Genomic DNA, 24,158 nt, shown 5'->3' on the forward strand with positions numbered 1-24,158 from the left:
GCGGGGCCCGGGTTCCCGACTTGCTGCCGCCGCATTGGGGGTATTGAAGAACGCCCAATTTCCCGGGGGTCCGGCGGCTTTCGCCCGCCGCCTTCGAGACCGATCGGAACAGAGATACCCATGCTAGGTGGATTTGCCCGCAAGCTCTTCGGCTCCGCGAACGACCGCCGCGTCAAGGGCTACCGCCCGCGCGTCCAGGCCATCAACGCCATGGAGAAGGAGCTGGAGGGCCTGTCCGACGAGGCGCTGCGCGCCCGCACCCAGGAGTTCCGCGCGCAGATCGCCGCAGGCACCTCGCTCGACGACCTGCTGGTGCCGGCCTTCGCCACCGTGCGCGAGGGCGCCAAGCGCGCGCTCGGCATGCGCCCGTTCGACGTGCAGCTGATCGGCGGCATGGTGCTGCACGAGGGCGGCATCGCCGAGATGAAGACCGGCGAAGGCAAGACCCTGGTCGCCACCCTTCCGGTCTATCTCAACGCGCTCGCCGGCAAGGGCGTGCATGTGGTCACGGTGAACGACTACCTCGCCAAGCGCGACGCCGAGTGGATGGGGCGCCTCTACCGCTTCCTCGGCCTGTCCACCGGCATCATCGTCCACGGCCTCGACGATGACGAGCGCCGCGCCGCCTACGAGGCGGACGTGACCTACGCCACCAACAACGAGCTGGGCTTCGACTATCTGCGCGACAACATGAAGTATGAGCGCGCCCAGATGGTGCAGCGCCCGCACTTCTACGCCATCGTCGACGAGGTGGACTCGATCCTGGTGGACGAGGCGCGCACGCCGCTCATCATCTCCGGCCCGCTCGACGACCGCTCGGACTTCTACAACACCATCGACCTCTACATCCCGCGCCTCGTGAAGGAAGACTACGAGGTGGACGAGAAGCAGCGCACCGTCACCATGACGGAAGCGGGCATGGAGAAGATGGAGCAGATGCTCGCCGAGGCGGGGCTGCTGAAGTCGGAGAGCCTCTACGACATCGAGAACGTCTCGGTGGTGCACCACGTGAACCAGGCGCTGCGCGCCCACGCGCTGTTCCAGCGCGACAAGGACTATATCGTCCGCAACGGCGAGGTGGTCATCATCGACGAGTTCACCGGCCGCATGATGCCGGGCCGGCGCTATTCGGAAGGCCTGCACCAGGCGCTGGAGGCCAAGGAGCGCGTCCAGGTCCAGCCGGAGAACCAGACGCTCGCCTCCATCACCTTCCAGAACTATTTCCGCCTCTACCAGAAGCTCGCCGGCATGACCGGAACCGCCTCCACCGAGGCGGCCGAGTTCCAGGACATCTACAAGCTCGAAGTGGTGGAGGTTCCCACCAACGTGCCGGTCTCGCGCATCGACGACGACGACGAGGTCTACCGGTCGGCGGCGGAGAAGTACAAGGCCATCATCACCCTCATCCGCGACTGCCACGAGCGCGGCCAGCCGGTGCTGGTGGGCACCACCTCGATCGAGAAGTCCGAGCTGCTCGCCGAGCTCCTGAAGCAGGAAGGCTTCCGGCAGGTGGACTTCTCAGACCCCGACGCCACCTCGGGCCTGCGCAGCAATGCGCGCTCGTTCGCGGTGCTCAACGCCCGCTACCACGAGCAGGAAGCCTATATCGTCGCCCAGGCCGGCGTGCCCGGTGCCATCACCATCGCCACCAACATGGCCGGCCGCGGCACCGACATCAAGCTGGGCGGCAACGTCGAGATGCGCGTCGCCCACGAGCTGAGCGACCTGCCCGAGGGCGAGGAGCGCACCGCCGCCGAGGCGAAGATCGCCGGCGAGGTCGAGGAGCTCAAGAAGACCGCGCTCGCCGCCGGCGGCCTGTTCGTGCTCGGCACCGAGCGCCACGAGAGCCGGCGCATCGACAACCAGCTGCGCGGCCGCTCCGGCCGCCAGGGCGACCCCGGCCATTCCAAGTTCTTCCTGTCGCTGGAAGACGACCTGATGCGCATCTTCGGGTCGAACCGGCTCGACGGCATGCTCCAGAAGCTCGGCCTCAAGGAGGACGAGGCGATCGTCCATCCCTGGATCAACAAGGCGCTGGAGAAGGCGCAGCAGAAGGTCGAGGCGCGCAACTACGACATCCGCAAGAACCTGCTCAAGTATGACGACGTGCTCAACGACCAGCGCAAGGTGGTGTTCGAGCAGCGCGTCGAGCTGATGAACGACGACGACGTGGCCGAGACGGTGGAGGACATGCGCCATGCCCTCATCACCGAGACGGTGGCGAAGTTCATCCCCGAGAACGCCTATCCCGAGCAGTGGGACGTGGACGGCCTCGACGCCGCCATCAAGGAGGTGCTGGGCCTCGATCTGCCGGTGAAGGACTGGGCCAAGGAAGAGGGCATCGCCGGCCCCGAGGTCACCGAGCGCATCATCCGCCGCGCCGACGAGTGGATGGCGGCGAAGAGCGCCCAGTACGGGCCGGACCTCATGCGCTACGTGGAGAAGTCGATCCTGCTCCAGACGCTGGACCATCTGTGGCGCGAGCATATCGGCATGCTGGACCACCTGCGCCAGGTGGTGGGCCTGCGCGGCTATGCCCAGCGCGATCCGCTGAACGAGTACAAGTCCGAGGCCTTCAACCTGTTCTCCGCGCTGCTCAACCGGCTGCGCGAGATCGTCACCGCCCAGCTCATGCGGGTGGAGATCGTCACCCAGCCGCCGCCGGTGGGCGAGCTTCCCCCCATGGAGGCGCACCACGAGAACCCGCTGACCGGCGAGGACGAGATGGCGGACGCCGGCGCGGCCATCGGCAGCCGCCCGCAGCCGCTGCTCTCGGGCGACATCGCGGTGGCCGAGCGCAACCCGGACGATCCCTCCACCTGGGGCAAGGTGGGCCGCAACGAGGCCTGCCCCTGCGGCTCCGGCAAGAAGTTCAAGCACTGCCACGGCCGCTTCGCCTGAGCGCGATCGCGGCCGTTTCGCAAAGCCCACCCCCTCCGTTCGCGCCCCCAAGGAAGCGGCAAGGCCGCCGCTCGCAGCGCCTCGAGTTGTGAAGCGCGCCCCTCACCGTTCGCGCGCCCTCTCCCCCTGTGGGAGAGGGCGGGGTGAGGGGTTCCGCACCCTCCGAGCCGTGCAGGCGGGGCCCCCGGCGCGCCGGATGCCCAGCGCCCCGCGCCCTCACCCCCAACCACTCTCCCCCAACCCCTCTCCCGCGAGGGGAGAGGGGAGACAGCCCTCTCCGTCCGCACGCCAACGAAGCGGGAAGGCCGCCGCTCGCAGCGCCTCGCGTTGTGAAGCGCGCCCCTCACCGTTCGCGCGCCCTCTCCCCCTGTGGGAGAGGGCCGGGGTGAGGGTTCCGCGCCCTCCGAGCCGTGCAGGCGGGGCTCCCATCTCGCCGGATGCCCTGCCCCCCGCCCCCTGCGAACCGAGCGGGGAAGCCAGAATGAGACGTTGCGCACCCTCCGAGCCGAGCAGACGGGTGCTTCGGGAGCCCCGACCCCGGGACTTGAGAGCGCTCAGCCACCTTTGAGCCGCCGCGCCAGAAACCGGTCGAGGGCCACCAGCAGCAGGCCGGCGGCGAGGAAGCCCGCGGCGAGGGCCAGCGCGTTGAGCGCCATGCGTTCCGGGCCGAGCTTCGCCGGATCGAGGAACCAGTAGGCATACCAGCCGTCATACGCGCCGCGCGCCATCGCATAAGCGAGATAGCCGAGCGGCGGCACCATGGCCCACAAGGCGTCGCGGAAGGCGAGGCCGCCGTGGGGCATGAGCGCCCATGCGAGAAGGAACAAAGGCGGCATGACGTCGTGCAGCGCATGGTCGGCCACCGCCTGCCACCCGGTGGGGTTCCACACGTGCCGCAGCAGCAGCGAATAGACGATGCCGATGAGCACGATCGCCACCACCGCCGCGAGCTTCACCCGCGCCCCGGCGAGCACCCCGCGCGGCGCCAGCGCCATGGCGAGCGCCACCACCGCCGCGAACATGTTGCCGAGGATGGTGAAATAGCCGAAGAAGCGCCACAGCCCGGCGCCCAGCGCCGGCAGCAAGGCGAGCCCGCCTTGCCCCTCCTTGACCACGATGATGCCGAGCTGGAGCGCCAGCGCCGCAAACCCCACCAGCGCCGCCACCAGCGCCAGCCTTCTGCCCCACCGTTCCATGACGCCCGCCCTCCGGCCCCGGGGCGGGACCGCCTGCGCGGCAGGCGGCACGCCCACAAAGTCACGGCAAAGCTTAGAACGCAGCCGGCGTAAACCGAAATCAATTGCTCGGGTCAAGCCGGGCCGCGTTGATGGGGGCCGGCTTTCGTGGTGTCGTCACGGGCCGCGCCGTGGCTGCGGAAGGGGGGCCCATGATCGTCGTCTTCATCGTGCTTGCGAGCGTGCTGCTGCCGTTCGCCCATCTCGCTCTGGCCAAGGGGCCGTGGACGCGCCGCAACGTGCTGCGCCTGCTGCTGGTCTATGCCTTCGTGCTCGACGTGGGCATGGTCGGCTTCTTCTTCGGCTTCGTCCCGCACGTCTTCTTCGCCGACGAGGCCGCAAAGCTGATCGGCTGGGCGCCGGGCAGCCCGTTCCAGTTCGAGGTGGGGCTGCACGACGGCGCCTGGGGCCTCCTCGGCTTCCTGTGCGTCTTCATCGGCGGCGGGTTCTGGCTCGCGACCGCGCTCGGCTGGTCGTTCTTCATGCTCGGCGCGGCCTACGGGCATGTGCGCGAGCTGGTGGTGGCGCACGACTTCGCGCCCTACAACCTGATGCCGGCCTTCACCGACACCTTCATCCCGCTGTGGCTGCTCGGCCTGCTCTACGCCTACTGGCGCAGCGGCGGGCTTGAAGGCGGTCTGCGCCGGGAGGCCTGAGGCGCGCGGCTCAACGCGGCGCGATCGTGCCGGTGACGGTGGGGGTGCCGGCCCCGGCCCCCGCCTCGGTGAGGCCGGTATCGTCGAGGCCGCCCGGCGGGCGGGTGGTGTCCGGCACCGTGCCGGGCGCCTGGGAATAGCCCGCCTCGCCGCCGCCGGTCTTCTTGCGCTTCAGCTCGGCGAGGAACACCGGGTGCATGCCGCCGTCGCGGTAGGTGCGCACGGGGGCGACCGGCGCGGTTTGCGACAGCTCGGCCACCAGCGCATCGTCGACGCGGGCCTTGGCGGCGACCGACTGGGCCACCTGCTCGTCCACGCGATAGGGCGGGCACGCCTCCTGGGCGTTGAAGGTCCTGCCCGGCTCCGGCTCGGCGCCGAACACGTAGCGCCGCTCGCAGACGTTCACCTTGGGCACTTGCCGCGTCACCTCGAACTGGTCGTAGCCCTCCTTCAGGTTCCTCCAGAAGGCCATGTTCGGGTTCTTGCGGTTCTCGGCGAGGTTCTTCGGCGTCATGTGGAAGGGATAGGCCTGCACCTGGAACGCGGTCTGGCCGCCGGCGAAGCTCTCGCGGGCGAGCGAGAAGATCTCGGAGATCTGCTCGTCGGTCATGGCGTAGCAGCCGGCGGACGAGCAGTCCCCGTGCACCATGAGGAACTCGCCGGTGCGCCCATAGGCGCGGTCGAACGCGTTCGGGAAGCCGAGATTGAACGACAGGTAGTAGCTGGAGTTCGGATTCATCTGGCCCGGGGCGATGGTGTAGAAGCCCTCCGGCGCCTGGCGGTCGCCCACCCGCACCTTGGGCCCCAGCTCGCCCGACCAGCGGCAGATGGGATAGGTCTTCAGCAGCGCATACTTGCCGTCCGTGGTCTCCTTCCAGACCTCCAGCTCGGCTTCCTTCTTGAAGATGCGCACCAGGATCGGGCTCGACGGCTCCATCTTCTTCTGGGCGATCAGGGAGAGCATCTGCGGCGACAGCGGCTTGTTGGCCTTGCGCGACACGTCGTCGGTCTGGGAACAGGCCGAGAGCGCAAGCGCCAGCGACGCGGCGAGGACCGCCGCGCGGGCACGGGCACCAAATCTCGTCAGCGGACGGCTCAACGCAGAACTCCCAACGTCCGGATCCGGGACCAGAAGAGGCCAGAAGCGGGCGCCACGTCCATCGGTAAGACCCTGTAGCGTTGACGAATGGTTACCGCAAGCCGCCGCAGGGGCATCCCGCATCGCGGCAACCTGCTGGCTGGGGCCTACTTTCCGGCCTTGCGCGCAAGCGTGCGACCATCCGCCGTCCACATGTCGTGATCGGCAGCCAAGCCGCCAAATGCGGCAGGGATGAGAACGCAGGCGGGCCGCGCCTCGCTCAAGCCCGTTCCGCGGCGGCCCGCCATGACCTATGAGAGGGCACCTGTTCACCGGCGGAGCGCCACGGCGGTGCCCGCGCCGGCGGCATGACCATCGGGAGAACGACCCATGAATTTCGGACTTGAGGCACGCACGGCCCTGGTGCTCGGCGCGAGCGGCGGTCTCGGCGGCGCCATCGCCGCGGCGCTCGGGCGCGAGGGCGCGCGCGTCGCGCTCGCCGGCCGCAACGTGGCGGCGCTGGACCGCGCGGCCGCCACCGTGGAGGCCGGGGGCGGCACCGCGCTGGTGATGCCGTTCGACCTCGCCGACCTCGGCGCCATCGAGGAGGCCGTCGGCAAGGTGGAGACGGCGCTCGGTCCGGTGGACATCCTGGTCAACAACACCGGCGGGCCGCCGCCCACCACCGCCGCGGGCCAGCCCATCGAGCTGTGGGAGAAGAACTTCCGCGCCATGGTGCTGTCGGTGATCGCGATCACGGATCGCATCCTGCCCGGCATGCGCGCGCGCCAGTGGGGCCGCATCATCACCGTCACGTCCTCCGGCACCATCGCGCCGATTCCCAACCTCGCCATGTCCAACACCCTGCGCGTCGCGCTCACCGGCTGGTCGAAGACGCTGGCGCGGGAAGTGGCGCAGGACGGCATCACCGTGAACACGCTGGTGCCGGGCCGCATCGCCACCGAGCGCGTGGCGTTCCTGGACGAGGCAGCCGCCAAGCGCGAGGGCATCGACGTCGATGAGGTCCGCGTCCGCGCGCGCGCAACCATCCCGGCGGGGCGTTACGGCCGGCCGGAGGAATTCGGCGACGCGGCCTGCTTCCTTGCGAGCAATCAGGCCTCCTTCATCACCGGCTCCATGATCCGCGTCGACGGCGGTCAGATCCCCAACCTGTAGCGGCGCGGCGGCCGGCGCGCCTTCGCTCGGAACCATCCGGAGAAAGTGGGGTTTACCTAAAGTCACAGACTCGCCCTGTGGCCGAGTCTGACCAACTGGCGGTCCTTCGGTCAGCGGGGCGGCGCGTCACAATTGGAGACAATTGCGGATGGCCGATACGTTCCGGGTAACGTCCAAGAGCGTCCTGTTCATCACCGTCGACTCTTGTCGATATGATACGTTCCTGGCGTCCCGGACGCCGGCCATGGACCAGGTGTCGGCGACGTTCCGGGCACAGGCGCCGTGCCATTTCACCTACGCCTCCCATGCCGCCATGTTCGTGGGCTTCACGCCCGGCGTGGCGGATCTGCCGGTGCCGTTCCTCAATCCGAAGTTCGCGCGGCTGTTCCGGCTCGGCCGGGCCGGCCATGCGGGCCACGGCACCCCCGGCTTCACGGTGGACGGCGACGACATCGTCGCCGGCTTCCGCAAGGCCGGGTATCACACGGTGGGAACGGGCGCGGCCGGCTGGTTCGACGGATCGACCCCGGTCTCGCGCCGTCTCACCGGAAATTTCAAGCACTTCCGCTTCACCGGCCATGCCGGGGTGCGCCAGCAGCTTGCGTTCGTGAAGCAGTCGCTGGCGCGGCGGTGGCGCGACGATGCCTTCGTATTCATCAATGTGGGCGAGACCCACGTGCCCTACCATTTCGAGGGCGCGCCCTGGCCGGCGGAGGACAATCCCTGCCGCCCGTTCCAGGCCGAGGACCGCGCCGACGTGTGTCGTGCGCGCCAGCGCCAGTGCCTGGAATATGTCGATGACGTGCTGGCGCCGCTGATCGAGGCGTTCGCCCACGCCACGATCGTCGTCTGCGCCGACCACGGCGACTGCTGGGGCGAGGACGGATTGTGGGAGCACGGCATCAGCCATCCCATGACGCTCACCGTGCCGCTGCTCATCCGCTACCGGGGCCAGCCGGTGGAGGAGGCGGTGGCGCTGCCCGAGGCCGCCCTCGGCCGGCTCGGTCGCACGGCGGTGCCGCAGCCCGTGGCCTGACCCCGCAGGCGCGATTGGCCGGGAAAGGAAAGTCTCCGCCCGAAATGGCATTCAACGCCGCGGCGAATTGCTCTAGATGGAGCAACTCGAGGGGGGAATTCCCATGCGTTGGATGATTCTTGCGGCCGCGCTGATGATGCCGGCCGCCGCGCTGGCGCAGGACGCGCTGACGCCGCCGCCGGACCTCGGCGCGCAGGGCGTGCCGGTGCCGCCGGACGGCACCGCGATCTACGGCGCTGCGCCGCCGTCCGGCTACATGGCGATCCCGGTGCCGCCCTCCACCTGCGCGCCGCTCCAGGCCATGGTGCAGCAGAACGGCTTCGTTCTGATCCCCATCGGCGGCGGCAATGCGCAGCGTTATGTGCGCGACCAGAGCCTGTGCCAGGAGGACCAGGTCGGCACGCCCGCCTGGGTGCCGACCGACGACAATCCGCGCTGCTTCATCGGCTATACCTGCGACGAGGCCGACAACGACGGCGGCAACTGAGCCGCCGCCGGGCGACGGTTCACGGCATGTACTGGCCGCCATTCACCTCGATCACCTGGCCGATGACATAGGCGCTCGCCGTGGAGGCGAGATAGAGGAAGGTGGCGGCGCATTCCTGCGGGCCGCCAAGCCGGCCGGCGGGGATCGACGCCTTCATGGCATCCAGGATCTGCGGCGTCGAATAACGATCGTGGAACGGGGTCTCGATCACGCCCGGCGCCACCGCATTGACGCGGATGCCGGCGCCGATCAGCTCTTTCGCCCAGCCGTGGGTCGCGGTGGAGATGAAGCCCTTCGCCGCCGCATAGAGCACCGCCCCGCCGCCGCCGCCGGTGCGCGCTGCCACCGACGAGACGTTGATGATGGCGCCGCCGCGCCCCTGCGCCGCCATCACCGCGGCGCCCGCGCGCACGAAGTGGATCACCTGGCGCACGTTGAGGTCGAAGACCGCGCTGATATAGGCGTCGTCATAGTCGGCCGCCGGCACGCGCTGCACGAGCCCGCCGGCATTGTTCACCAGCACGTCGAGCCCGCCGAGGCCCTCCGCCGCCTCGCGCACGATGCGGTCGGGCACGCCAGGCGCGGTCACGTCGCCCGCCACCAAAAGCGCAATGCCGCCCGCGGCGCGGATCTTCTGCGCCACCGCTTCCGCCTTGTCGCGGCTGGAATTGTAGTGGACCGCGACCCGCGCGCCGTTGGCGGCGAAGGCCTCGGCCGCCGCCGCGCCGATGCCGGTGGAGGCGCCGGTGACGAGGACCGCCTTGCCGGCGAGGTCGGGAAAGACGGGAACGGGAGCGGTCGGCATCGATGTCCTCCAGGCTTGGCCTGCGCCGGCTCGCACGTCGTCGAGGTCGGGCAGGCGCCGGTTGCTATACCAGAGAGCCGCCTCAGCGCGTGACCACCCGCCCCACCGCGCCGGCGGCGCCGCCGCGGATGACGTCGCCGAGCGCCTCCGTCACCGCCGTGGCAAAGCGCGGGTCGGCGGGAAGGTCGGTGCCGAACACCTCGCGCACCGAAAGCAGCGCCGGGGCGAGGCGTGGCGCATCGAGCCCCGCGGCGTCGGCGAGCGTCCGCAGCCGGCTGGCGAGCGGATCGCGCACGTCGATGGCGCGGCCGTGCTCGTCCCAGCCGGCGACGTAGCGCATCCATCCCGCGATCCCCAGGGCGATGAGGTCGATGGGGGCGCCCGCCGCCAGCCGGTCGCGGGCGGTGGCGACGAGGCGCTGCGGCAGCTTCTGCGAGCCGTCCATGGCGATCTGCCAGGTGCGGTGCCTGAGCGCCGGATTGCGGAAGCGTTCGCGCAGCGCCGCTTTGTAGCCGGCGAGGTCGGCGCCGGGCGGCACCGCCAGCGTGGGCGTGATCTCCTCGTCCTGGAGCCGCTGGACGAGGCGGGCGAAGGCCGCATCCGCCATGGTGTCGGCGATGGTCTCGTGGCCGGCGAGATAGCCGAGATAGGCCAGGGTCGAGTGGGCGCCGTTGAGCAGGCGCAGCTTCATGTGCTCGTAGGGGGCGACATCCGCCACCACCTGGGCGCCCACCTCCTCCAGAGGCGGCCGGCCGGCGGGGAAGCGGTCCTCCACCACCCACTGGCTGAACGGCTCGGCCATCACCGGCCAGGCGTCGGCGACGCCGAGGCGCTGCGCCACCAAAGCGCGGTCGGCGTCGGTGGTGGCGGGCACGATGCGGTCCACCATGGTGGAGGGGAATGCCACCTCGCCTTCCACGAAGCGGCCGAGGTCGGGATCGCGCAGCGCCGCAAGGCGCGCCGTGACGCGAGCGACGGTGGTGCCGTTGGCCGGCAGGTTGTCGCAGCACAACACGGTGAAGGGGCGGGTGCCGGCGGCCCGGCGCCGGGCGAGCGCCTCCACCAGGAAACCGGGCGCGCTCCGCGGGCGATGGGGATCGGCGAGGTCGGCGCGGATGTCGGGGTGCGCCTCGTCCAGCGTGCCGCTCGCCGGGTCGTGGCAATAGCCCTTCTCGGTCACGGTGAGGCTGACGATGCGCACCTTCGGGTCGCACATGGCGGAGAGCAGCGCCTGCGGATCGCGCGGGGCGACCAGCAGGTGCCGGAGCGATCCCACCACGCGCAGCGCATCGCCCGCGCCGGAGCGGACGGCAAGCGTGTAGAGGCCGTCCTGGGGCGCGAGGGCGTCATACGTGTCGGCCGCGCGCAGGCTCGCGCCGGCGATCGCCCAGCCCTTCGCGCCGCGCGCCATGACGTCGTCGAGATAGACCGCCTGGTGCGCCCGGTGGAACGCGCCGACGCCGAGATGCACCACGCCCACCTCCGCCGCGCCGACGTCGTAGCCGGGGCGCGCCACGTCGGCAGGCAGATCGCCGAGCGTCTTCAGCGCCAGGCGCGGCGCGCCCTCCCCGCTCACAGCTTGTACGCCCGCTTGGCGAGCCCGTAGGCGAGGTCGCGTGCCACTTCCGCCGCCTCGTCCTCGTCGAGCCGGTGCTCGCAGACGAGGTTCGCCAGGAAGCCGCAATCGATGCGCCGCGCCACATTGTGCCGCGCCGGGATGGAGGGGAAGGCGCGGGTGTCGTCGTTGAAGCCGACCGTGTTGTAGAAGCCGGCCGTCTCCGTGGTCATCTCACGGAAGCGCTTCATGCCCTCCGGGCTGTCGTGGAACCACCAGGCCGGCCCGAGCCGCAGCGCCGGATAGTGGCCGGCGAGCGGCGCCAGTTCGCGGGCATAGGCGGTCTCGTCCAAGGTGAACAGGACGACCGTGAGGTCCGTTTCGTTGCCGAAGCGCTCCAGCAGCGGGCGCAGCGCGTGCACATAGTCGGTGGCGGTGGGCACGTCGGCGCCCATGTCGCGGCCGTGGCGGGCGAAGACGGCACCATTGTGGTTGCGCAGCGCGCCGGGATGGATCTGCAGCACCAGCCCGTCATCGAGGCTCATGGCCGCCATCTCGGTGAGCATCTGGCCGCGGAACAGCTCGGCATCCTCCGCCGAAACCGGGGCGTTGCCGGTGACGCGCCGGAACAGCGCCTCCGCCTCCACCGGATCGAGGTCGAAGGTCGCCGCGGTGGGGTGGCCGTGGTCCGAGGAGGTGGCGCCGAAGCTCTTGAAGAATGCGCGCCGCTTGCGGTGGGCTTCCAGGTACCCCTGGTAGGAGAACGTGTCCTCCCCCGTCATGTCGCCGAGCTTCGCAAGGTTGTCGCGAAACCCCTCGAACGCGGGGTCCACCACCGGATCGGGCCGGTAGGCGGTGACGACCCGCCCGCCCCAGCCGGACTCTCGGATCATGGCGTGCCACTTCAGTTCGTCGAGCGGGCTCTCGGTGGTGGCGATCACCTCGATGTTGAAGCGCTCGAACAGCGCGCGGGGGCGGTAGTCGTCGCGGGCGAGATGCTCGGCGATGATGTCGTAATGGCGGTCCGCATTGTCCGGGCCGAGCCGCTCTTCCAGGCCGAACAGGGTGGCGAAGGCGTGGTCCAGCCACAGGCGCGTGGGGGTGCCGCGGAACAGGTGATAGTGGGCGGCGAACAGGCGCCAGATGGCGCGCCCATCCTGCTCGGTGGCGCCGCCGTCGCGCCGCGGCACGCCGAGCGCCTCCAGCGGCACGCCCTGGCTGTAGAGCATGCGGAAGACGTAGTGATCCGGCACCACGAACAGGCGCGCGGGATCGGGGAAAGCCGCGTTCTCCGCATACCAGCGCGGATCGGTGTGGCCATGCGGCGAGACGATGGGCAGGTGCTCGACCTCCGCCAGGAGGCGCCGCGCCACCGCGCGCACGTTCGGATCGGCCGGCAGCAGGCGGTCGGGATGATTGAGCATTCTCAGAGGGTCCTGATGCGGGGCGCGGACGGCTCTTCCGCCGCGTCGGCGAGGATTTCGGTTTCGGCGAAATAGTCGGGATAGGCCTCCACCAGCCCGGCGATGCTGGGGATGACCCGGCCGAGATGGACCGCGACCGCCGCCTCGGCGGCGTCGGCGTCGCCCGCGGCGAGCGCGTCGACGATGGCGGCGTGCTCGGCGATGACGCTGGCGCGCCGCTCGGCCGACGGCAAGGTGAGCAGGCGGCAGCGGTCCACCTGGGCCTTTTCCTGGCGGATCACGCGCCAGATGTTGGGGTGGCCCGCGAGGTCCGCGATCGCCTGGTGGAAGGCCTCGTCGGCGGCGTGGAAGGCCGCGAGGTCGCCGGCCTTGTGGCTGGAGCGCTGGCGCGCGAGCAGCGCCTTCAGATCGGCCACGAGGCCTTTGCCGGCCTTGTCGGTCGCCCCGGCAACCTTGAGCGCGGCCTCGCGCACGGCGGTGCGCTCCAGCGACTGGCGGATCACCATGGCGTCGCGCACCGAGGGCAGCGAGATGCGCGAGACGAAGGTGCCGTACTGGGGAAAGATGTCCACCAGCCGCTCGTCGGCAAGCTTCAGCACCGCCTCGCGCACCGGCGTGCGGGACACGCCATAGGCCAGCGCGATCTGCTTCTCCTGGACCGCCGCGCCGGGGGTCCAATCCATGGAGATGATCTTTTCGCGCAGCGCCTCGTGAATGCGCGCGGAGGCGGGGATGGCCCGGACATTCTCGATCCGGACGGGGCCGCCGCGGCTGCGGATGCCGATCTTGCGGGCGTCGTCCTTGCGGGCGTCATCCTTGCGGGATTCGTCTTTGCGAGCTTCGTCCACCGCGCCCCGCCCCTCCCTCGACGCCCGCCGCATCGCGGCTTCCGGAAGGAAGGCGAAAGGCGGGCGACGCTCTTGCGAACGCTTCAATGCTAATATATTAGCATATCAAAGACGTCAACGCGGCCCTGCCGCGGCGTGAGGAGGAAGTGTGGCTCAGGTGGCGATGGCGGGCCTTTCCCCGCGGACCCTGCGTCTGTCCGAGAAGGACAATCTCGCCGTGGCGCTCGACCCGGTCCCGGAAGGGGCGATGGTCGAGGGCGTCACTGCGCCAGCGCGCATTCCCAAGGGCCACAAGTTCGCGCTCGCCCCCATCGCAGAGGGCGCGCCGGTGGTGAAGTTCGGGCAGATCATCGGCTTCGCCTCGCAGCCGATCGCGCCGGGCGACCACATCCACACCCACAATGTCGCCCTGCACGACTTCGCGCGCGACTATGCGTTCGCCGCCGACGCCCGTGCGGACGTGCTGCTGCCGCTGGCGGAGCGCGCGACCTTCCAGGGCTTCCGCCGCTCCAATGGGCGCACCGGCACCCGCAACTATCTCGGCATCCTCACCAGCGTGAACTGCTCCGCCTCGGTGGCGCGCTTCGCCGCCGCGGAGCTGGAGCGCTCGGGCGCGCTGGCGGCCTTCCCCGGCATCGACGGCATCGTGCCGATCATCCACGGCACCGGCTGCGGCATGGCCTCCAAGGGCGAGGGCTTCGACGTGCTCTCGCGCACGCTGTGGGGCTACGCCACCCACCCCAACTTCGCCGCCGTGGTGATGGTGGGGCTCGGCTGCGAGATGTTCCAGATCGCCCGCTTCAAGTCCGACTACGGCATCGAGGAGAGCGACGGCTTCCGCACCCTCACCATCCAGGAGGAGGGCGGCACGCGGCGCACGGTCGAGCACATCGTCGGCGTGCTCAACGAGATGCTGCCGAAGGCCGCCGCGGCCCAGCGCGAGACCCGGCCCGCCTCGGAGATCGTGCTGGCGCTCCAGTGCGGCGGCTCGGACGGCTATTCGGCGCTCACCGCCAACCCGGCCCTCGGCGTCGCCTCGGACCTGCTGGTGGCGAACGGCGGCACCTCGATCCTGTCCGAGACGCCGGAGATCTACGGCGCCGAGCACCTGCTCACGCGCCGCGCGGCGACCCGCGAGGTGGGCGAGAAGCTGGTCGCCCGCATCAAATGGTGGGAGGACTACACCGCCCGCAATGCGGGGGAGATGAACAACAATCCCTCGCCCGGCAACAAGGCCGGCGGGCTCACCACCATCCTGGAGAAGTCGCTGGGCGCGGCTGCCAAGGGCGGTTTCGCGACCCTGAGCGAGGTCTACGAATATGCCGAGCCGGTGACGGCGTCGGGCTTCGTCTTCATGGACACGCCGGGCTACGACCCGGTGGCGGCGACCGGGCAGGTGGCGGGCGGGGCCAACGTCATCTGCTTCACCACCGGGCGCGGCTCCGCCTTCGGCTGCAAGCCCGTGCCCTCGCTCAAGCTCGCCACCAACTCCGACATCTATCGCAGGATGGAGGAGGACATGGACATCAATTGCGGCGACGTGCTCGACGGCGTGAGCCTTGAGGACAAGGGCAGGGAGATCTTCTCCGACGTTCTGGCGGTGGCCTCCGGCGCCCCCACCAAGTCCGAGTCGCTGGGCTATGGCGACGCCGAGTTCGTGCCCTGGCAGATCGGCGCGGTGATGTGATGGGCCGCGCGGCGATCAGAAGGACACTGGATCCGGACGGCGCCGCCGGGCCCGCGTGCCGTTCCCTCTCCCGGTTGCGGGGGAAGGCGTTTCCAAAAGCTGGAGTGTCATGGCCGGGCTTGTCCCGGCCATCCACGCCCCGCGGCCTGGCGCAAAACGGGGCATGCTGCGCCAGCGGCCTGGCGTGGATGCCCGGGACAAGCCCGGGCATGACGGCCCGAGTGGTCCCTGGCCAATGGGGATGGAAGCAGGATGGGGCGGTTCGGCCGGTGCGCCGCGTCGGCGCCCGCGCGGCGCTACTCGAACAGTTCGGGGTGCTCGGCCTCGACCTTGGGCAAGGTGCGCAGGATTTCCGTCAGGTGCCGGCGCATAGCCGCGGCGGCGCCGTCCGGATCGCGGGCGTCGATGGCGGCCATGATCGCCTGGTGCTGGGCGACCAGCGGCAGCATGGCGTCGGCACCGGGAAGGGTGAGATGGCAGGCGCGGTCCATATGGGCCTTGATGTCGCCCACCGCCTCCCAGGCCAGCGGGCAGCCCGCGCCGTCGGCAAGCGCGGCGTGGAACATCTCGTCATAGCGCTGGAAGGCCACATGGTCGCCGCGGCGGGCGGTCTTCTCCTGGAGGTCGATGAGGTCGCCGATGCGCTGGCGCGCCATGGGGTCGAACGCCTCGGCCGCGCGCCGCGCCACGGCGCATTCCACCGCCTCGCGCACGAAGCGGGCCTCCATCATCTTCTTCACCGAGATCTTCACCACCACGGTGCCGCGCTGGGGCAGGATCTCAACGAGGCGGGTGCGGGCGAGGCCGATCAGCGCCTCGCGCACCGGCTGGCGCGAGACGCCGTGCCGCACCGCGATCTCCTGCTCGGAGAGCCGCGTGCCGGGCTTCAGTTCCAGCGCCACGATCGCGCGCCTCAGCTCCGCCTCCAGGCGGTGCGCGGCCGATCCCTGAGCGGCCGCATTGATGGCGTCCATCGGGCGCCTCCTCTGTTGCATACCAGTGAACACTACCATACAATTGCTGCCCAAGAAGGAAAATCGCCCCCTCCGGCGGCAATCCGGACCCGGCGGCGCAGCGCGCGCGGGTCCGACCGTCCTCGGTGAGGCCAAGCCGCTCCGTGGTCAAGATCAAACAAGACCTGACTGTCGAATAGGGAGAACGCCAATGCTGACCCGACGCCACGCTTTTGCCCTGGCCGCGCTGCTGTGCGCCGCGCCGGCCTTGCCGGCCTTTGCCCAGACCACGCTGAAGTCCGCCGACATCCATCCCGACGGCTACCCCACCGTCGAGGCGGTGAAGTATTTCGGCGAGCTGGTGGAGAAGAAGACCAACGGCAAGTACAAGGTGCAGCTGTTCTTCGCCGGCCAGCTCGGCGGCGAGAAGGACACCATCGAGCAGACCCGCTTCGGCGTGATCGACCTCAACCGCATCAACACCGCCCCATTCAACAACCTGATCCCCGAGACGGCGGTGCTCGGCATGCCGTTCCTGTTCCGCTCGGTGGACCACATGTACAAGGTGGTGGACGGCCCGATCGGCGACGAGATCGCCAAGGCGTTCGAGCCGCAGGGCCTCGTGGTGCTGGGCTTCTTCGACAGCGGCGCGCGCTCGATCTACAATTCCAAGAAGCCCATCAAGACGCTCGCCGACATGAAGGGCATGAAGATCCGCGTCCAGCAGTCGGACCTCTTCATCGGCATGATCAACGCGCTCGGCGCCAACGCGACGCCGATCCCGTTCGGCGAGGTCTATTCCGCGCTGCAGACCGGCCTCGTGGACGGCGCCGAGAACAACTATCCCTCCTACGATTCCGTGAAGCACTACGAGGTGGCGAAGTACTATTCGCTCACCGAGCACTCGCTGGCGCCGGAAGTGTTCGTGATGTCCAAGCGCTCCTGGGACAAGCTGACGCCGGACGAGCAGAAGGCGTTCAAGGAGGCCGGCAAGGAGGCCACCAAGAAGATGCGCGAGCTGTGGGCCAAGCGCGACGCCGAGGCCAAGGACCGCGTGGTCAAGGGCGGCGCCATGATCAACGAGGTGGACAAGAAGCCGTTCATCGACGCCATGGCGCCGGTCTACGACAAGTTCGTCACCTCCGAGAAGATGAAGGACCTCGTGAACCGCATCAAGGCGGTTCAGTGAGCCATCCGCCCCCGGCCCCGCGCCGGGGGCGCGCACCGCGCGGCGGTGCGCCGAATGCGCCGCCGCCGGACCGGGACGACACGCACCGGGACGACACGCCATGAAAGCCGAAACGCTGCCTGCCGCAGCCATGGAGAGAGCCGACGCCATGGGGACCCTTCCCGCCCTCCGCCCGCTGCGGCGGCTGGTGAGCCTGCTCTCGCGCATCGCCCTGTGGATCTCCGGCGCCGGCCTCGTCCTCATGACGGGGGTGGTGTTCTGGCAGGTGATCGGCCGCTACGTGCTCAATTCATCGCCCAGCTGGACCGAGCCGTTCTCGCTGCTGCTCATGAGCTGGTTCATCCTGCTCGGCGCCGCGGTGGGCGTGCGCGAGCGCGACCACCTGGGCTTCGAGATCGGCCTGCACTACGCACCGCCGCCGGTGCGCCGGGGGATGGAGATCGCCACCAACGTGCTGGTGATGGGCTTCGGCTGTGCCATGGCGGTCTATGGCTGGGACCTCGCCATGGGCACCTGGAGCGCCAAGATGGCGGGCATCGACCTGCCCCAGGGCGTCGACTACCTGCCGCTGGTGGGCGGCGGCGCGCTGATCGCCCTGTTCTCCCTCGAAAAGCTGATCGAGGACCTCGCGGGCGTGGAGGAGCCGGCCGTGCCGCTCCACGCCGAGCATCCCATCGACTGAGCCGGAAGCACGCCATGGCCATCACCGTTCTGTTCGGCGTCTTCGCCCTCCTGCTGCTCCTCGGCATGCCGGTGGCCTTCTGCCTCGGCCTCGCCTCGGTGGCGACCGTGGTCTATCTCGGCCTGCCGCCCATCGTCGTGTTCCAGCAGATGAATTCCGGCATGAATGCATTCTCCATGCTGGCGATCCCGTTCTTCATCTTCGCCGGCGACCTGATGATGCGCGGCGGCATCGCCGACCGGCTGATCGGCATGGCGGCAAGCCTCGTCGGACACCTGCGCGGCGGCCTCGGCCAGGTGAACGTGGTGGCCTCCACCCTGTTCGGCGGCATCTCCGGCTCGGCGGTGGCCGACGCCTCGGCCATCGGCGGCATCATGATCCCCCAGATGGCGCGCCACGGCTATGCCAGGGACTATGCGGTCAACGTGACGGTGAACTCGGCCATCATCGCGCTGATGATCCCGCCGTCGCACAACATGATCATCTATTCGCTGTCGGCGGGCGGCACGATCTCCATCGCCGACCTGTTCACCGCCGGCATCGTGCCGGGCCTCCTGCTCGCCGCGGCGCTCATGATCACGGCCTATGTGGTGGCGCGCAACCGCGGCTATCCGGCCGGCACCTTCCCGGGCTGGTACGGGGTGCTGCGCGCGGTGGTGGCGGCGGTGCCGGGCATCCTGCTGATCGGCATCATCTTCGGCGGCGTGCGCTCGGGCGTGTTCACCGCCACGGAAAGCTCCTGCATCGCCGTCATCTACGCGCTGCTGGTGACGACGCTGGTGTACCGCGAGATGGACTGGAGCGCCTTCGTGGAGGCGACGCTCGGCGCGGTGCGCACCACCGCCATGGTGCTACTGGTGATCGGCACGGCCGCCTCGTTCGGCTGGCTGATGGCCTTCCTGCAGGTGCCGAAAGCGACCATCGAGCTGATGCAGTCGCTCTCGTCCAACCCCTACGTGATCCTGCTGCTCATCAACATCATCCTGCTCATCCTCGGCACCTTCATGGACATGGCGCCGATGATCATCATCTGCACCCCCATCTTCCTGCCGCTGGTGAAGGCGTTCGGCATCGACCCGGTGCATTTCGGGGTGATCCTGATCCTCAACGCCGGCATCGGCCTCAACACGCCGCCGGTGGGCTCGGTGCTGTTCGTGGGTTGCGCCGTGGGCAAGATCACCATCGGCGAGGCCATGAAGACCATCTGGCCGTTCTTCGGCGCCTCGGTGGCCGTGCTGCTGCTCGTCACCTACATCCCCGGCCTTTCGCTGTGGCTCCCGGCGGCGTTCCGCTGAGCCTTCACCCCCCGCTTTCGCAAGAGGTTTCCGCCATGAAGATCGACGTGCGCCAGGTGCATCACCCCGAGGCCGTGCGGGCCTTCGACACCGAGGCGCTGCGCCGCAACTTCCTGGTGGAGGACCTGTTCGAGGAGGCGCGCATCCGCCTCACCTACAGCCATGTGGAGCGCTTCATCATCGGCGGCGCGGTACCGCTGATGGCGCCGCTCGCGCTCGGCTCCGACAAGGCCACCATCGGCTCGCCGCACTTCCTCGACCGGCGCGAGCTGGGCGTGTTCAACATCGGCGGACCGGGCGCCGTCACCGCGGACGGCGCGACGTTCCCGCTCGGCCACCGCGACGCCGCCTATGTGGCCATGGGCACGACGGAGGTCGTCTTCTCCTCCGACGACCCCGCCAACCCGGCGCGCTTCTACCTGCTCTCCACCCCCGCGCACGCCCGCTACGAGACCAAGGTGGTGAAGGTGGCGGACGCCAAGCAGATGCCGCTCGGCGACCAGGCGACCGCCAACAAGCGCACCATCTTCCAGATGATCCATCCGGACGTGGTGAAGTCCTGCCAGCTCGTGATGGGCATGACGCAGCTCGCCGAGGGCAACATCTGGAACACCATGCCCTGCCACGTCCACGACCGGCGCTCGGAGGTGTATCTCTATTTCGACCTCGCCGACGACGCCCGCGTCATCCACCTGATGGGCCAGCCGGACGAGACGCGCCACATCGTAGTGGCGGACGGGCAGGCGGTGATCTCGCCGCCCTGGTCGATCCATTCCGGCTGCGGCACCCGCGCCTATACCTTCATCTGGGGCATGGGCGGCGACAATATCGACTATACCGACATGGACATGGTGCCCATGGCGGAGCTCAGGTGAGCGCCGTGCCCTCCCCGTTCGACCTCTCCGGCCGCCGGGCGATCGTGACCGGCGCCAATACCGGCCTCGGCCAGGCGGTGGCCGTGGCGCTGGCTGAGGCCGGCGCCGGCATCGTCGCCGTCGGCCGCTCGGCCATGGACGAGACTGGCGACCTGGTGCGGCAGGCGGGCGCCGCCTTCACCGAGGTGCAGGCCGACCTGTCGAGCCTGGAGCCGGTGGCGCGCATCGTCGAGCGCGCGGCGGCGGGCGGGCGCGTCGACATCCTGGTCAACAATGCCGGCATCATCCGCCGCGCCGACGCCATCGACTTCACGGAACAGGACTGGGACGACGTGATGAACGTCAACCTGAAGTCCGCCTTCTTCCTCACCCAGGCGGTGGCGCGCGGCATGCTGGCGGACGGCAAGGGCGGGAAGGTCATCAACATCGCCTCGCTGCTCTCCTTCCAGGGTGGCATCCGCATCCCCTCCTACACCGCGAGCAAGAGCGGCCTCGCCGGCCTCACGCGGCTGCTCGCCTGCGAATGGGCGGGCCGGGGCATCAACGTGAACGCCATCGCGCCGGGCTATTTCGTCACCAACAACACGCAGGCGCTGCGCGAGGACCCCGAGCGCTCCGCCGCCATCCTCGCCCGCATCCCCGCCGGCACGTGGGGCGAGCCCTCCGATCTCGGCGGGGCAGCGGTGTTCCTGGCCTCGAAGGCCGCCGACTATGTGCACGGCATCGTGCTGCCGGTGGACGGCGGCTGGCTCGCGCGCTGAGAAGAGAAAGGCATGACCATGAAGGGCGACGTCTTCGTTTTCGCCGACCAGGTGCCGCTGGAGGTGGTGGACGCGGTGGTGAGCCGCCAGGTCCTCACCTTCAACGACGAGATCATGCTGGTGCGCGTCATCGCCCGCGCGCCGGGGCCCATGGGCGCGCCCCATTCCCATCCCCACGTGCAGATCACCAGCGTGGAGAGCGGCGTGTTCGAGCTGACCATCGGCGGCCGGACGGAGCGCCTGAAGGCGGGCGACAGCTTCTACGTCCCCTCCGGCGTGCACCACGGCGCGGTCTGCCTGGAGCCGGGCGTTCTGGTGGACGTGTTCACCCCCATGCGCGCGGATTTCATGAAGGGGTAGGCGGAGGCCGCATCTGCCACCCCGCAGCGGCGCCCCTCCCCCTTGTGGGGAGGGACAGGGGTGAGGGTGCAGGGGACAGTTGCTGGAGCCCGGAGCGCCCTACCCTGCCGCCGTGGCGAGCGCGGTGCCGAGGGCGGCGGGATCGCCGTCGATCCGCAGCACCTTGACCCGCGCGGTGGCGCCGGAGGCGAGCGTGACGCGGGCGGGAGCGACCCCCGCAGCGGCGGCGACGACCTTGATGACCGCCTTTGTGGCCGCGCCGTCTTCCGGCGCCGCGCGCACCCGCACCTTCAGGACCTCGCGCCCGTCGGACAGGGTCGCGACCCCGTCCAGCGCGTCGCGCCCGCCCTTGGGCGTCGCCCGCACCGTCACCTCGACGCCATCCGCGACCGCGCGCCAGAAGGCCACGGCCGCCGGCTCAGAACACGTTGGGGTAGATGTAGTAGGCGATCACGCGCTGCAGGAAGAAGATGAGCAGGATCAGCACCATGGGCGACAGGTCGATGCCGCCGAAGCTCGGCAGCACGTTGCGGATCGGCGCCAGCACCGGCTCGGTCACGCGGTAGAGGAACTCGCCCACGCTGCGCACGAACCCGTTGTGGGAGTTCACGACGTTGAAGGCGACCAGCCAGGACAAAACCGCCGCGGCGATCAGCACCCAGACGTAGATCTGCAGAATGATGAGGATGATGTCGAGCAGCGCGCGCATGGCCGAAGGAGCCCTCGGGAAGGATCGGCAGAACCAATAGCCTCCCCGAGGGTCATCGAACAAGGGCGGTGCGGCACAATGCGCGCGACAAGAGCGGATCAAGTCGGATCGCACCGGCCGGGGTGGCCGGCACTGCGGCCCGATCGTGTGCCATCCTCGTCGCCGGCGTCATGCCCCGGCTTGTCCGGGGCATCCACGGTGCGGCTCACGCGCCCTCGCTTCAGTGTCGGAGGCGGTCCCCGCAGAGTGGATCCCCCGGACAAGCCGGGGGATGACGGCGGGAAGCGCTCTCACGGCGGGCACTCCAGGCGCCCGCCCCCGCTAGCCGCTGGTCGCGGTGTCGTCCTGCGGCCGGGACGGATCGGTGAGGGTGCCGGCGCCGGGCGTCTTCGAGGCGTCGGTCAGATGCGGGCGCGCATGGGGGCCGGCGGCGGGCATCTCGGGCGCGCCGATGGGGCGCCGCTTGCCGCCGGCCGGGCTCACGCGGCCCGTGGCCTTCGACTTGCCCGTCTGGTTGTCGGTCTTTTTGGCCGCCGGTTTCGCCGCGGCGGCGGGGCGCTTGCTGGTTGCCATGTCTCATCTCCCAGGCCGGCGCGCTTGGGGCCGGCCGCCATGGAGGACAACGGCAAAGGCGGCCCCCGCGTTCCGCCCGAACCGCGCGCGGCGCCGACGCCGTTTCAGATCGCCGCTTGACTTGACGGGCGGGGGCAGGCAGCTTCCCGCCGCCTTGTGGGGGCGCGGGCCGAGGCCCGTTCAATCTCGCGGATGACGATGCGCAGCTATCTGGACTTCGAGAAGCCGGTCGCCGAACTCGAGGCCAAGGTGGAGGAGCTGCGTGCCCTCGCCGCCTCCGGAGACGGCGTGGCCATCGGCGACGAGGTGCAGCGCCTCCAGACCAAGGCCGGCGAGGCGCTGGTCACGCTCTATGCCAACCTCACCCCCTGGCAGAAGACCCTGGTGGCGCGCCATCCCGCGCGGCCCCACTTCGGCGATTTCGCCAAGGCGCTGTTCGAGGACTTCACGCCGCTCGCGGGCGACCGCAAGTATGGCGAGGACGAAGCCATCATCGGCGGCTTCGCCCGCTTCCGCGGCGAGGCGGTGTGCGTCCTCGGCCACGAGAAGGGCTCCACCACCGAGACCCGCATCCGGCACAATTTCGGCATGGCGCGCCCCGAGGGCTACCGCAAGGCGGCGCGCATCATGGAGCTGGCGGACCGCTTCGGCACGCCGCTGATCTCGCTGGTGGACACCGCCGGCGCCTATCCCGGCATCGGCGCCGAGGAGCGCGGCCAGGCCGAGGCCATCGCCCGCTCCACCGACGCCTGCCTGTCGCTCCGGGCGCCCAGCGTCTCGGTCATCATCGGCGAGGGCGGCTCCGGCGGGGCGATCGCGCTCGCCACCGCCAACAAGGTGCTGATGCTGGAGCACGCCATCTACAGCGTGATCTCGCCCGAGGGCGCTGCCTCCATCCTCTGGCGCGACACCGCCAAGGCGCAGGACGCGGCCACCAGCATGAAGATCACGGCGCAGGACCTGCTCCGGTTCGGCATCATCGACGCCATCGTGAAGGAGCCCACCGGCGGCGCCCACCGCGATGCGGAGGCGGCCATCGCCGCCACCGGCGAGGCCATCGCCGACGCCCTGTCCTCCCTCGCCGGCCTCGACGGCGACGCGGTGCGCAAAGCGCGGCGCGAGAAGTTCCTCGCCATCGGCCGGAACCTCTAGAGGCGGCCTGTCCGAACCCCAACCGTTCATGCGCCCCCTCTCCGGGGAGAGGGGAGATGCGCCCCGCCGGCCCCCGCCGATGCCGAGGCCGGACAGGCCAAGATCGTGAGCGATCCCCGCCGTTCGCGTCCCGGCCCGGCGGGCACCACGCGCCGAAGCCAGGAACGGCACCGCCGCCTGCGTTCGCGCACCCTCTCCCCTCGCGGGAGAGGGCCGAGGTGAGGGGGAGCGGCGCAGCCGCGCGCTGCCGAAGCCGCTTCCCATACCCGGCGCACCCCTCAACCCCGGCCCCTCTCCCGCAAGGGGAGAGGGGAGATGCGCCCGGACCTCCGCCGATGGGGCTGGATGCGGTGAAATCGTGAGCGATCCCCGCCGTTCGCGGCCCGGCGGGCACCACACGCCGAAGCCAGGAAAGGCACCGCCGCCTGCGTTCGCGCACCCTCTCCCCTCGCGGGAGAGGGCCGAGGTGATGGGGAGCGCCGCAGCCGCGCGCTGCTAAAGCCGCTTCCCATACCCGGCGCACCCCTAACCCCCGGCCCCTCTCCCACAAGGGGAGAGGGGAGATGCGCCCGGAAGGCCGCGGCCAAAGCGCAGGCGACGGGGGGCGAATCGGCGCGGCGGCGGGAGCGGGAAAGCGCCGGGCGCCAGCATCCGCTCAGGCCCAGCCCGACCGCTGCCCGTTATCCCCGCAACTCCCAGCCTAAAAAGGTGCGTTCTGGGG

Annotated in this window: 23 protein-coding genes; 13 read left to right on the forward strand and 10 right to left on the reverse strand. The window is 70.0% G+C overall.

Annotation, left to right across the window (positions count from 1 at the left end; translation table 11 throughout):
- Positions 1-120: 120 nt before the first annotated feature.
- The gene (gene secA, locus D9R14_RS07920) at positions 121-2,901 is read left to right on the forward strand and encodes a preprotein translocase subunit SecA (RefSeq protein WP_121622790.1); all 2,781 of its coding nucleotides are present in this window, start codon (positions 121-123) and stop codon (positions 2,899-2,901) included.
- A gap of 554 nt (positions 2,902-3,455) precedes the next feature.
- Here secA and D9R14_RS07925 read toward each other — a convergent pair.
- Complete coding sequence (locus D9R14_RS07925) at positions 3,456-4,097, reverse strand: Pr6Pr family membrane protein (protein WP_121622791.1); 642 nt, start codon at positions 4,095-4,097, stop codon at positions 3,456-3,458.
- Between the two features lie 191 nt (positions 4,098-4,288).
- Here D9R14_RS07925 and D9R14_RS07930 point away from each other — a divergent pair, with 191 nt between their 5' ends.
- On the forward strand, positions 4,289-4,792 hold the full coding sequence (locus D9R14_RS07930) for a DUF6790 family protein (protein WP_121622792.1): 504 nt from the start codon (positions 4,289-4,291) through the stop codon (positions 4,790-4,792).
- A gap of 10 nt (positions 4,793-4,802) precedes the next feature.
- Here the strand turns inward: D9R14_RS07930 and D9R14_RS07935 are convergent, their stop codons facing one another.
- Entirely contained in the window at positions 4,803-5,891 is a 1,089-nt protein-coding gene (locus D9R14_RS07935) for a murein L,D-transpeptidase family protein (protein WP_184759456.1), read from the reverse strand.
- 369 nt (positions 5,892-6,260) lie between these two features.
- On the opposite strand from D9R14_RS07935, the gene D9R14_RS07940 reads away from it, so the two are divergent.
- From D9R14_RS07940 to D9R14_RS07950, 3 genes are all read left to right on the forward strand, one after another.
- Positions 6,261-7,046 (forward strand): SDR family oxidoreductase, encoded by a 786-nt coding sequence (locus D9R14_RS07940; protein ID WP_121622793.1) that lies wholly within the window; start codon positions 6,261-6,263, stop codon positions 7,044-7,046.
- A 148-nt stretch (positions 7,047-7,194) separates the two neighbouring features.
- On the forward strand, positions 7,195-8,082 hold the full coding sequence (locus D9R14_RS07945; RefSeq protein ID WP_170168543.1) for an alkaline phosphatase family protein: 888 nt from the start codon (positions 7,195-7,197) through the stop codon (positions 8,080-8,082).
- A gap of 103 nt (positions 8,083-8,185) precedes the next feature.
- Entirely contained in the window at positions 8,186-8,569 is a 384-nt protein-coding gene (locus D9R14_RS07950) for a hypothetical protein (RefSeq protein ID WP_147452984.1), read from the forward strand.
- A 19-nt stretch (positions 8,570-8,588) separates the two neighbouring features.
- Here the strand turns inward: D9R14_RS07950 and D9R14_RS07955 are convergent, their stop codons facing one another.
- The 4 genes from D9R14_RS07955 to D9R14_RS07970 form a co-directional block, all read right to left on the reverse strand.
- The gene (locus D9R14_RS07955) at positions 8,589-9,374 is read right to left on the reverse strand and encodes an SDR family NAD(P)-dependent oxidoreductase (RefSeq protein WP_121622796.1); all 786 of its coding nucleotides are present in this window, start codon (positions 9,372-9,374) and stop codon (positions 8,589-8,591) included.
- An 82-nt stretch (positions 9,375-9,456) separates the two neighbouring features.
- On the reverse strand, positions 9,457-10,950 hold the full coding sequence (locus tag D9R14_RS07960; RefSeq protein ID WP_121622797.1) for a mannitol dehydrogenase family protein: 1,494 nt from the start codon (positions 10,948-10,950) through the stop codon (positions 9,457-9,459).
- On the reverse strand, positions 10,947-12,359 hold the full coding sequence (uxaC, locus tag D9R14_RS07965; protein WP_394010525.1) for a glucuronate isomerase: 1,413 nt from the start codon (positions 12,357-12,359) through the stop codon (positions 10,947-10,949). The genes D9R14_RS07960 and uxaC overlap by 4 nt, the downstream gene beginning before the upstream one ends.
- Complete coding sequence (locus tag D9R14_RS07970; protein ID WP_245420639.1) at positions 12,356-13,201, reverse strand: GntR family transcriptional regulator; 846 nt, start codon at positions 13,199-13,201, stop codon at positions 12,356-12,358. The genes uxaC and D9R14_RS07970 overlap by 4 nt, the downstream gene beginning before the upstream one ends.
- A 163-nt stretch (positions 13,202-13,364) precedes the next feature.
- On the opposite strand from D9R14_RS07970, the gene D9R14_RS07975 reads away from it, so the two are divergent.
- A complete protein-coding gene (locus tag D9R14_RS07975) occupies positions 13,365-14,888 on the forward strand; it encodes a UxaA family hydrolase (protein ID WP_121622800.1) in 1,524 nt (507 codons plus the stop codon).
- Positions 14,889-15,184: 296 nt separating this feature from the next.
- Here D9R14_RS07975 and D9R14_RS07985 read toward each other — a convergent pair whose 3' ends face one another.
- Positions 15,185-15,862, reverse strand: coding sequence for a GntR family transcriptional regulator (locus D9R14_RS07985; protein ID WP_121622802.1), 678 nt, complete (start codon positions 15,860-15,862; stop codon positions 15,185-15,187).
- A gap of 190 nt (positions 15,863-16,052) precedes the next feature.
- Between D9R14_RS07985 and D9R14_RS07990 the strand changes: the two genes are divergently transcribed.
- The 6 genes from D9R14_RS07990 (at position 16,053) to D9R14_RS08015 (ending at position 21,003) form a co-directional block, all read left to right on the forward strand.
- On the forward strand, positions 16,053-17,030 hold the full coding sequence (locus D9R14_RS07990) for a TRAP transporter substrate-binding protein (RefSeq protein ID WP_121622803.1): 978 nt from the start codon (positions 16,053-16,055) through the stop codon (positions 17,028-17,030).
- 100 nt (positions 17,031-17,130) lie between these two features.
- A complete protein-coding gene (locus D9R14_RS07995; protein WP_245420640.1) occupies positions 17,131-17,712 on the forward strand; it encodes a TRAP transporter small permease in 582 nt (193 codons plus the stop codon).
- Between the two features lie 14 nt (positions 17,713-17,726).
- Positions 17,727-19,007, forward strand: coding sequence for a TRAP transporter large permease (locus tag D9R14_RS08000; protein WP_121622805.1), 1,281 nt, complete (start codon positions 17,727-17,729; stop codon positions 19,005-19,007).
- A 35-nt stretch (positions 19,008-19,042) separates the two neighbouring features.
- Entirely contained in the window at positions 19,043-19,882 is an 840-nt protein-coding gene (gene kduI / locus D9R14_RS08005) for a 5-dehydro-4-deoxy-D-glucuronate isomerase (RefSeq protein WP_121622806.1), read from the forward strand.
- The gene (gene kduD, locus D9R14_RS08010) at positions 19,879-20,643 is read left to right on the forward strand and encodes a 2-dehydro-3-deoxy-D-gluconate 5-dehydrogenase KduD (protein WP_281041996.1); all 765 of its coding nucleotides are present in this window, start codon (positions 19,879-19,881) and stop codon (positions 20,641-20,643) included. The genes kduI and kduD overlap by 4 nt, the downstream gene beginning before the upstream one ends.
- A 12-nt stretch (positions 20,644-20,655) precedes the next feature.
- Entirely contained in the window at positions 20,656-21,003 is a 348-nt protein-coding gene (locus D9R14_RS08015) for a cupin domain-containing protein (protein WP_210210822.1), read from the forward strand.
- A 99-nt stretch (positions 21,004-21,102) separates the two neighbouring features.
- On the opposite strand, the gene D9R14_RS08020 is transcribed toward D9R14_RS08015, so the two are convergent.
- From D9R14_RS08020 to D9R14_RS08030, 3 genes are all read right to left on the reverse strand, one after another.
- A complete protein-coding gene (locus D9R14_RS08020; protein WP_121622807.1) occupies positions 21,103-21,411 on the reverse strand; it encodes a DUF167 family protein in 309 nt (102 codons plus the stop codon).
- 10 nt (positions 21,412-21,421) lie between these two features.
- On the reverse strand, positions 21,422-21,712 hold the full coding sequence (locus D9R14_RS08025) for a YggT family protein (RefSeq protein WP_121622808.1): 291 nt from the start codon (positions 21,710-21,712) through the stop codon (positions 21,422-21,424).
- 321 nt (positions 21,713-22,033) lie between these two features.
- Complete coding sequence (locus tag D9R14_RS08030; RefSeq protein WP_121622809.1) at positions 22,034-22,285, reverse strand: hypothetical protein; 252 nt, start codon at positions 22,283-22,285, stop codon at positions 22,034-22,036.
- A 198-nt stretch (positions 22,286-22,483) separates the two neighbouring features.
- Between D9R14_RS08030 and D9R14_RS08035 the strand changes: the two genes are divergently transcribed.
- A complete protein-coding gene (locus D9R14_RS08035) occupies positions 22,484-23,437 on the forward strand; it encodes an acetyl-CoA carboxylase carboxyltransferase subunit alpha (protein WP_121622941.1) in 954 nt (317 codons plus the stop codon).
- Positions 23,438-24,158: the final 721 nt, after the last annotated feature.

The sequence above is a fragment of the Xanthobacter tagetidis genome, assembly GCF_003667445.1.
GTDB classification, from domain to species: Bacteria; Pseudomonadota; Alphaproteobacteria; order Rhizobiales; family Xanthobacteraceae; genus Xanthobacter; species Xanthobacter tagetidis.

Excerpts from the sequence above, each read along its gene's own strand:
- D9R14_RS07985 (WP_121622802.1), bottom strand. The coding sequence starts at position 15,862 with ATGGACGCCATCAATGCGGCCGCTCAGGGATCGGCCGCGCACCGCCTG.
- D9R14_RS07940 (WP_121622793.1), top strand. The coding sequence starts at position 6,261 with ATGAATTTCGGACTTGAGGCACGCACGGCCCTGGTGCTCGGCGCGAGC.
- kduI (WP_121622806.1), top strand. The coding sequence starts at position 19,043 with ATGAAGATCGACGTGCGCCAGGTGCATCACCCCGAGGCCGTGCGGGCC.
- D9R14_RS07930 (WP_121622792.1), top strand. The coding sequence starts at position 4,289 with ATGATCGTCGTCTTCATCGTGCTTGCGAGCGTGCTGCTGCCGTTCGCC.
- D9R14_RS08015 (WP_210210822.1), top strand. The coding sequence starts at position 20,656 with ATGACCATGAAGGGCGACGTCTTCGTTTTCGCCGACCAGGTGCCGCTG.
- D9R14_RS07975 (WP_121622800.1), top strand. The coding sequence starts at position 13,365 with ATGGCGGGCCTTTCCCCGCGGACCCTGCGTCTGTCCGAGAAGGACAAT.
- D9R14_RS08000 (WP_121622805.1), top strand. The coding sequence starts at position 17,727 with ATGGCCATCACCGTTCTGTTCGGCGTCTTCGCCCTCCTGCTGCTCCTC.
- D9R14_RS07995 (WP_245420640.1), top strand. The coding sequence starts at position 17,131 with ATGAAAGCCGAAACGCTGCCTGCCGCAGCCATGGAGAGAGCCGACGCC.
- D9R14_RS07945 (WP_170168543.1), top strand. The coding sequence starts at position 7,195 with ATGGCCGATACGTTCCGGGTAACGTCCAAGAGCGTCCTGTTCATCACC.
- D9R14_RS08030 (WP_121622809.1), bottom strand. The coding sequence starts at position 22,285 with ATGGCAACCAGCAAGCGCCCCGCCGCCGCGGCGAAACCGGCGGCCAAA.
- D9R14_RS07990 (WP_121622803.1), top strand. The coding sequence starts at position 16,053 with ATGCTGACCCGACGCCACGCTTTTGCCCTGGCCGCGCTGCTGTGCGCC.
- D9R14_RS07950 (WP_147452984.1), top strand. The coding sequence starts at position 8,186 with ATGCGTTGGATGATTCTTGCGGCCGCGCTGATGATGCCGGCCGCCGCG.
- secA (WP_121622790.1), top strand. The coding sequence starts at position 121 with ATGCTAGGTGGATTTGCCCGCAAGCTCTTCGGCTCCGCGAACGACCGC.
- D9R14_RS07925 (WP_121622791.1), bottom strand. The coding sequence starts at position 4,097 with ATGGAACGGTGGGGCAGAAGGCTGGCGCTGGTGGCGGCGCTGGTGGGG.
- D9R14_RS08035 (WP_121622941.1), top strand. The coding sequence starts at position 22,484 with ATGCGCAGCTATCTGGACTTCGAGAAGCCGGTCGCCGAACTCGAGGCC.
- D9R14_RS08025 (WP_121622808.1), bottom strand. The coding sequence starts at position 21,712 with ATGCGCGCGCTGCTCGACATCATCCTCATCATTCTGCAGATCTACGTC.
- D9R14_RS07955 (WP_121622796.1), bottom strand. The coding sequence starts at position 9,374 with ATGCCGACCGCTCCCGTTCCCGTCTTTCCCGACCTCGCCGGCAAGGCG.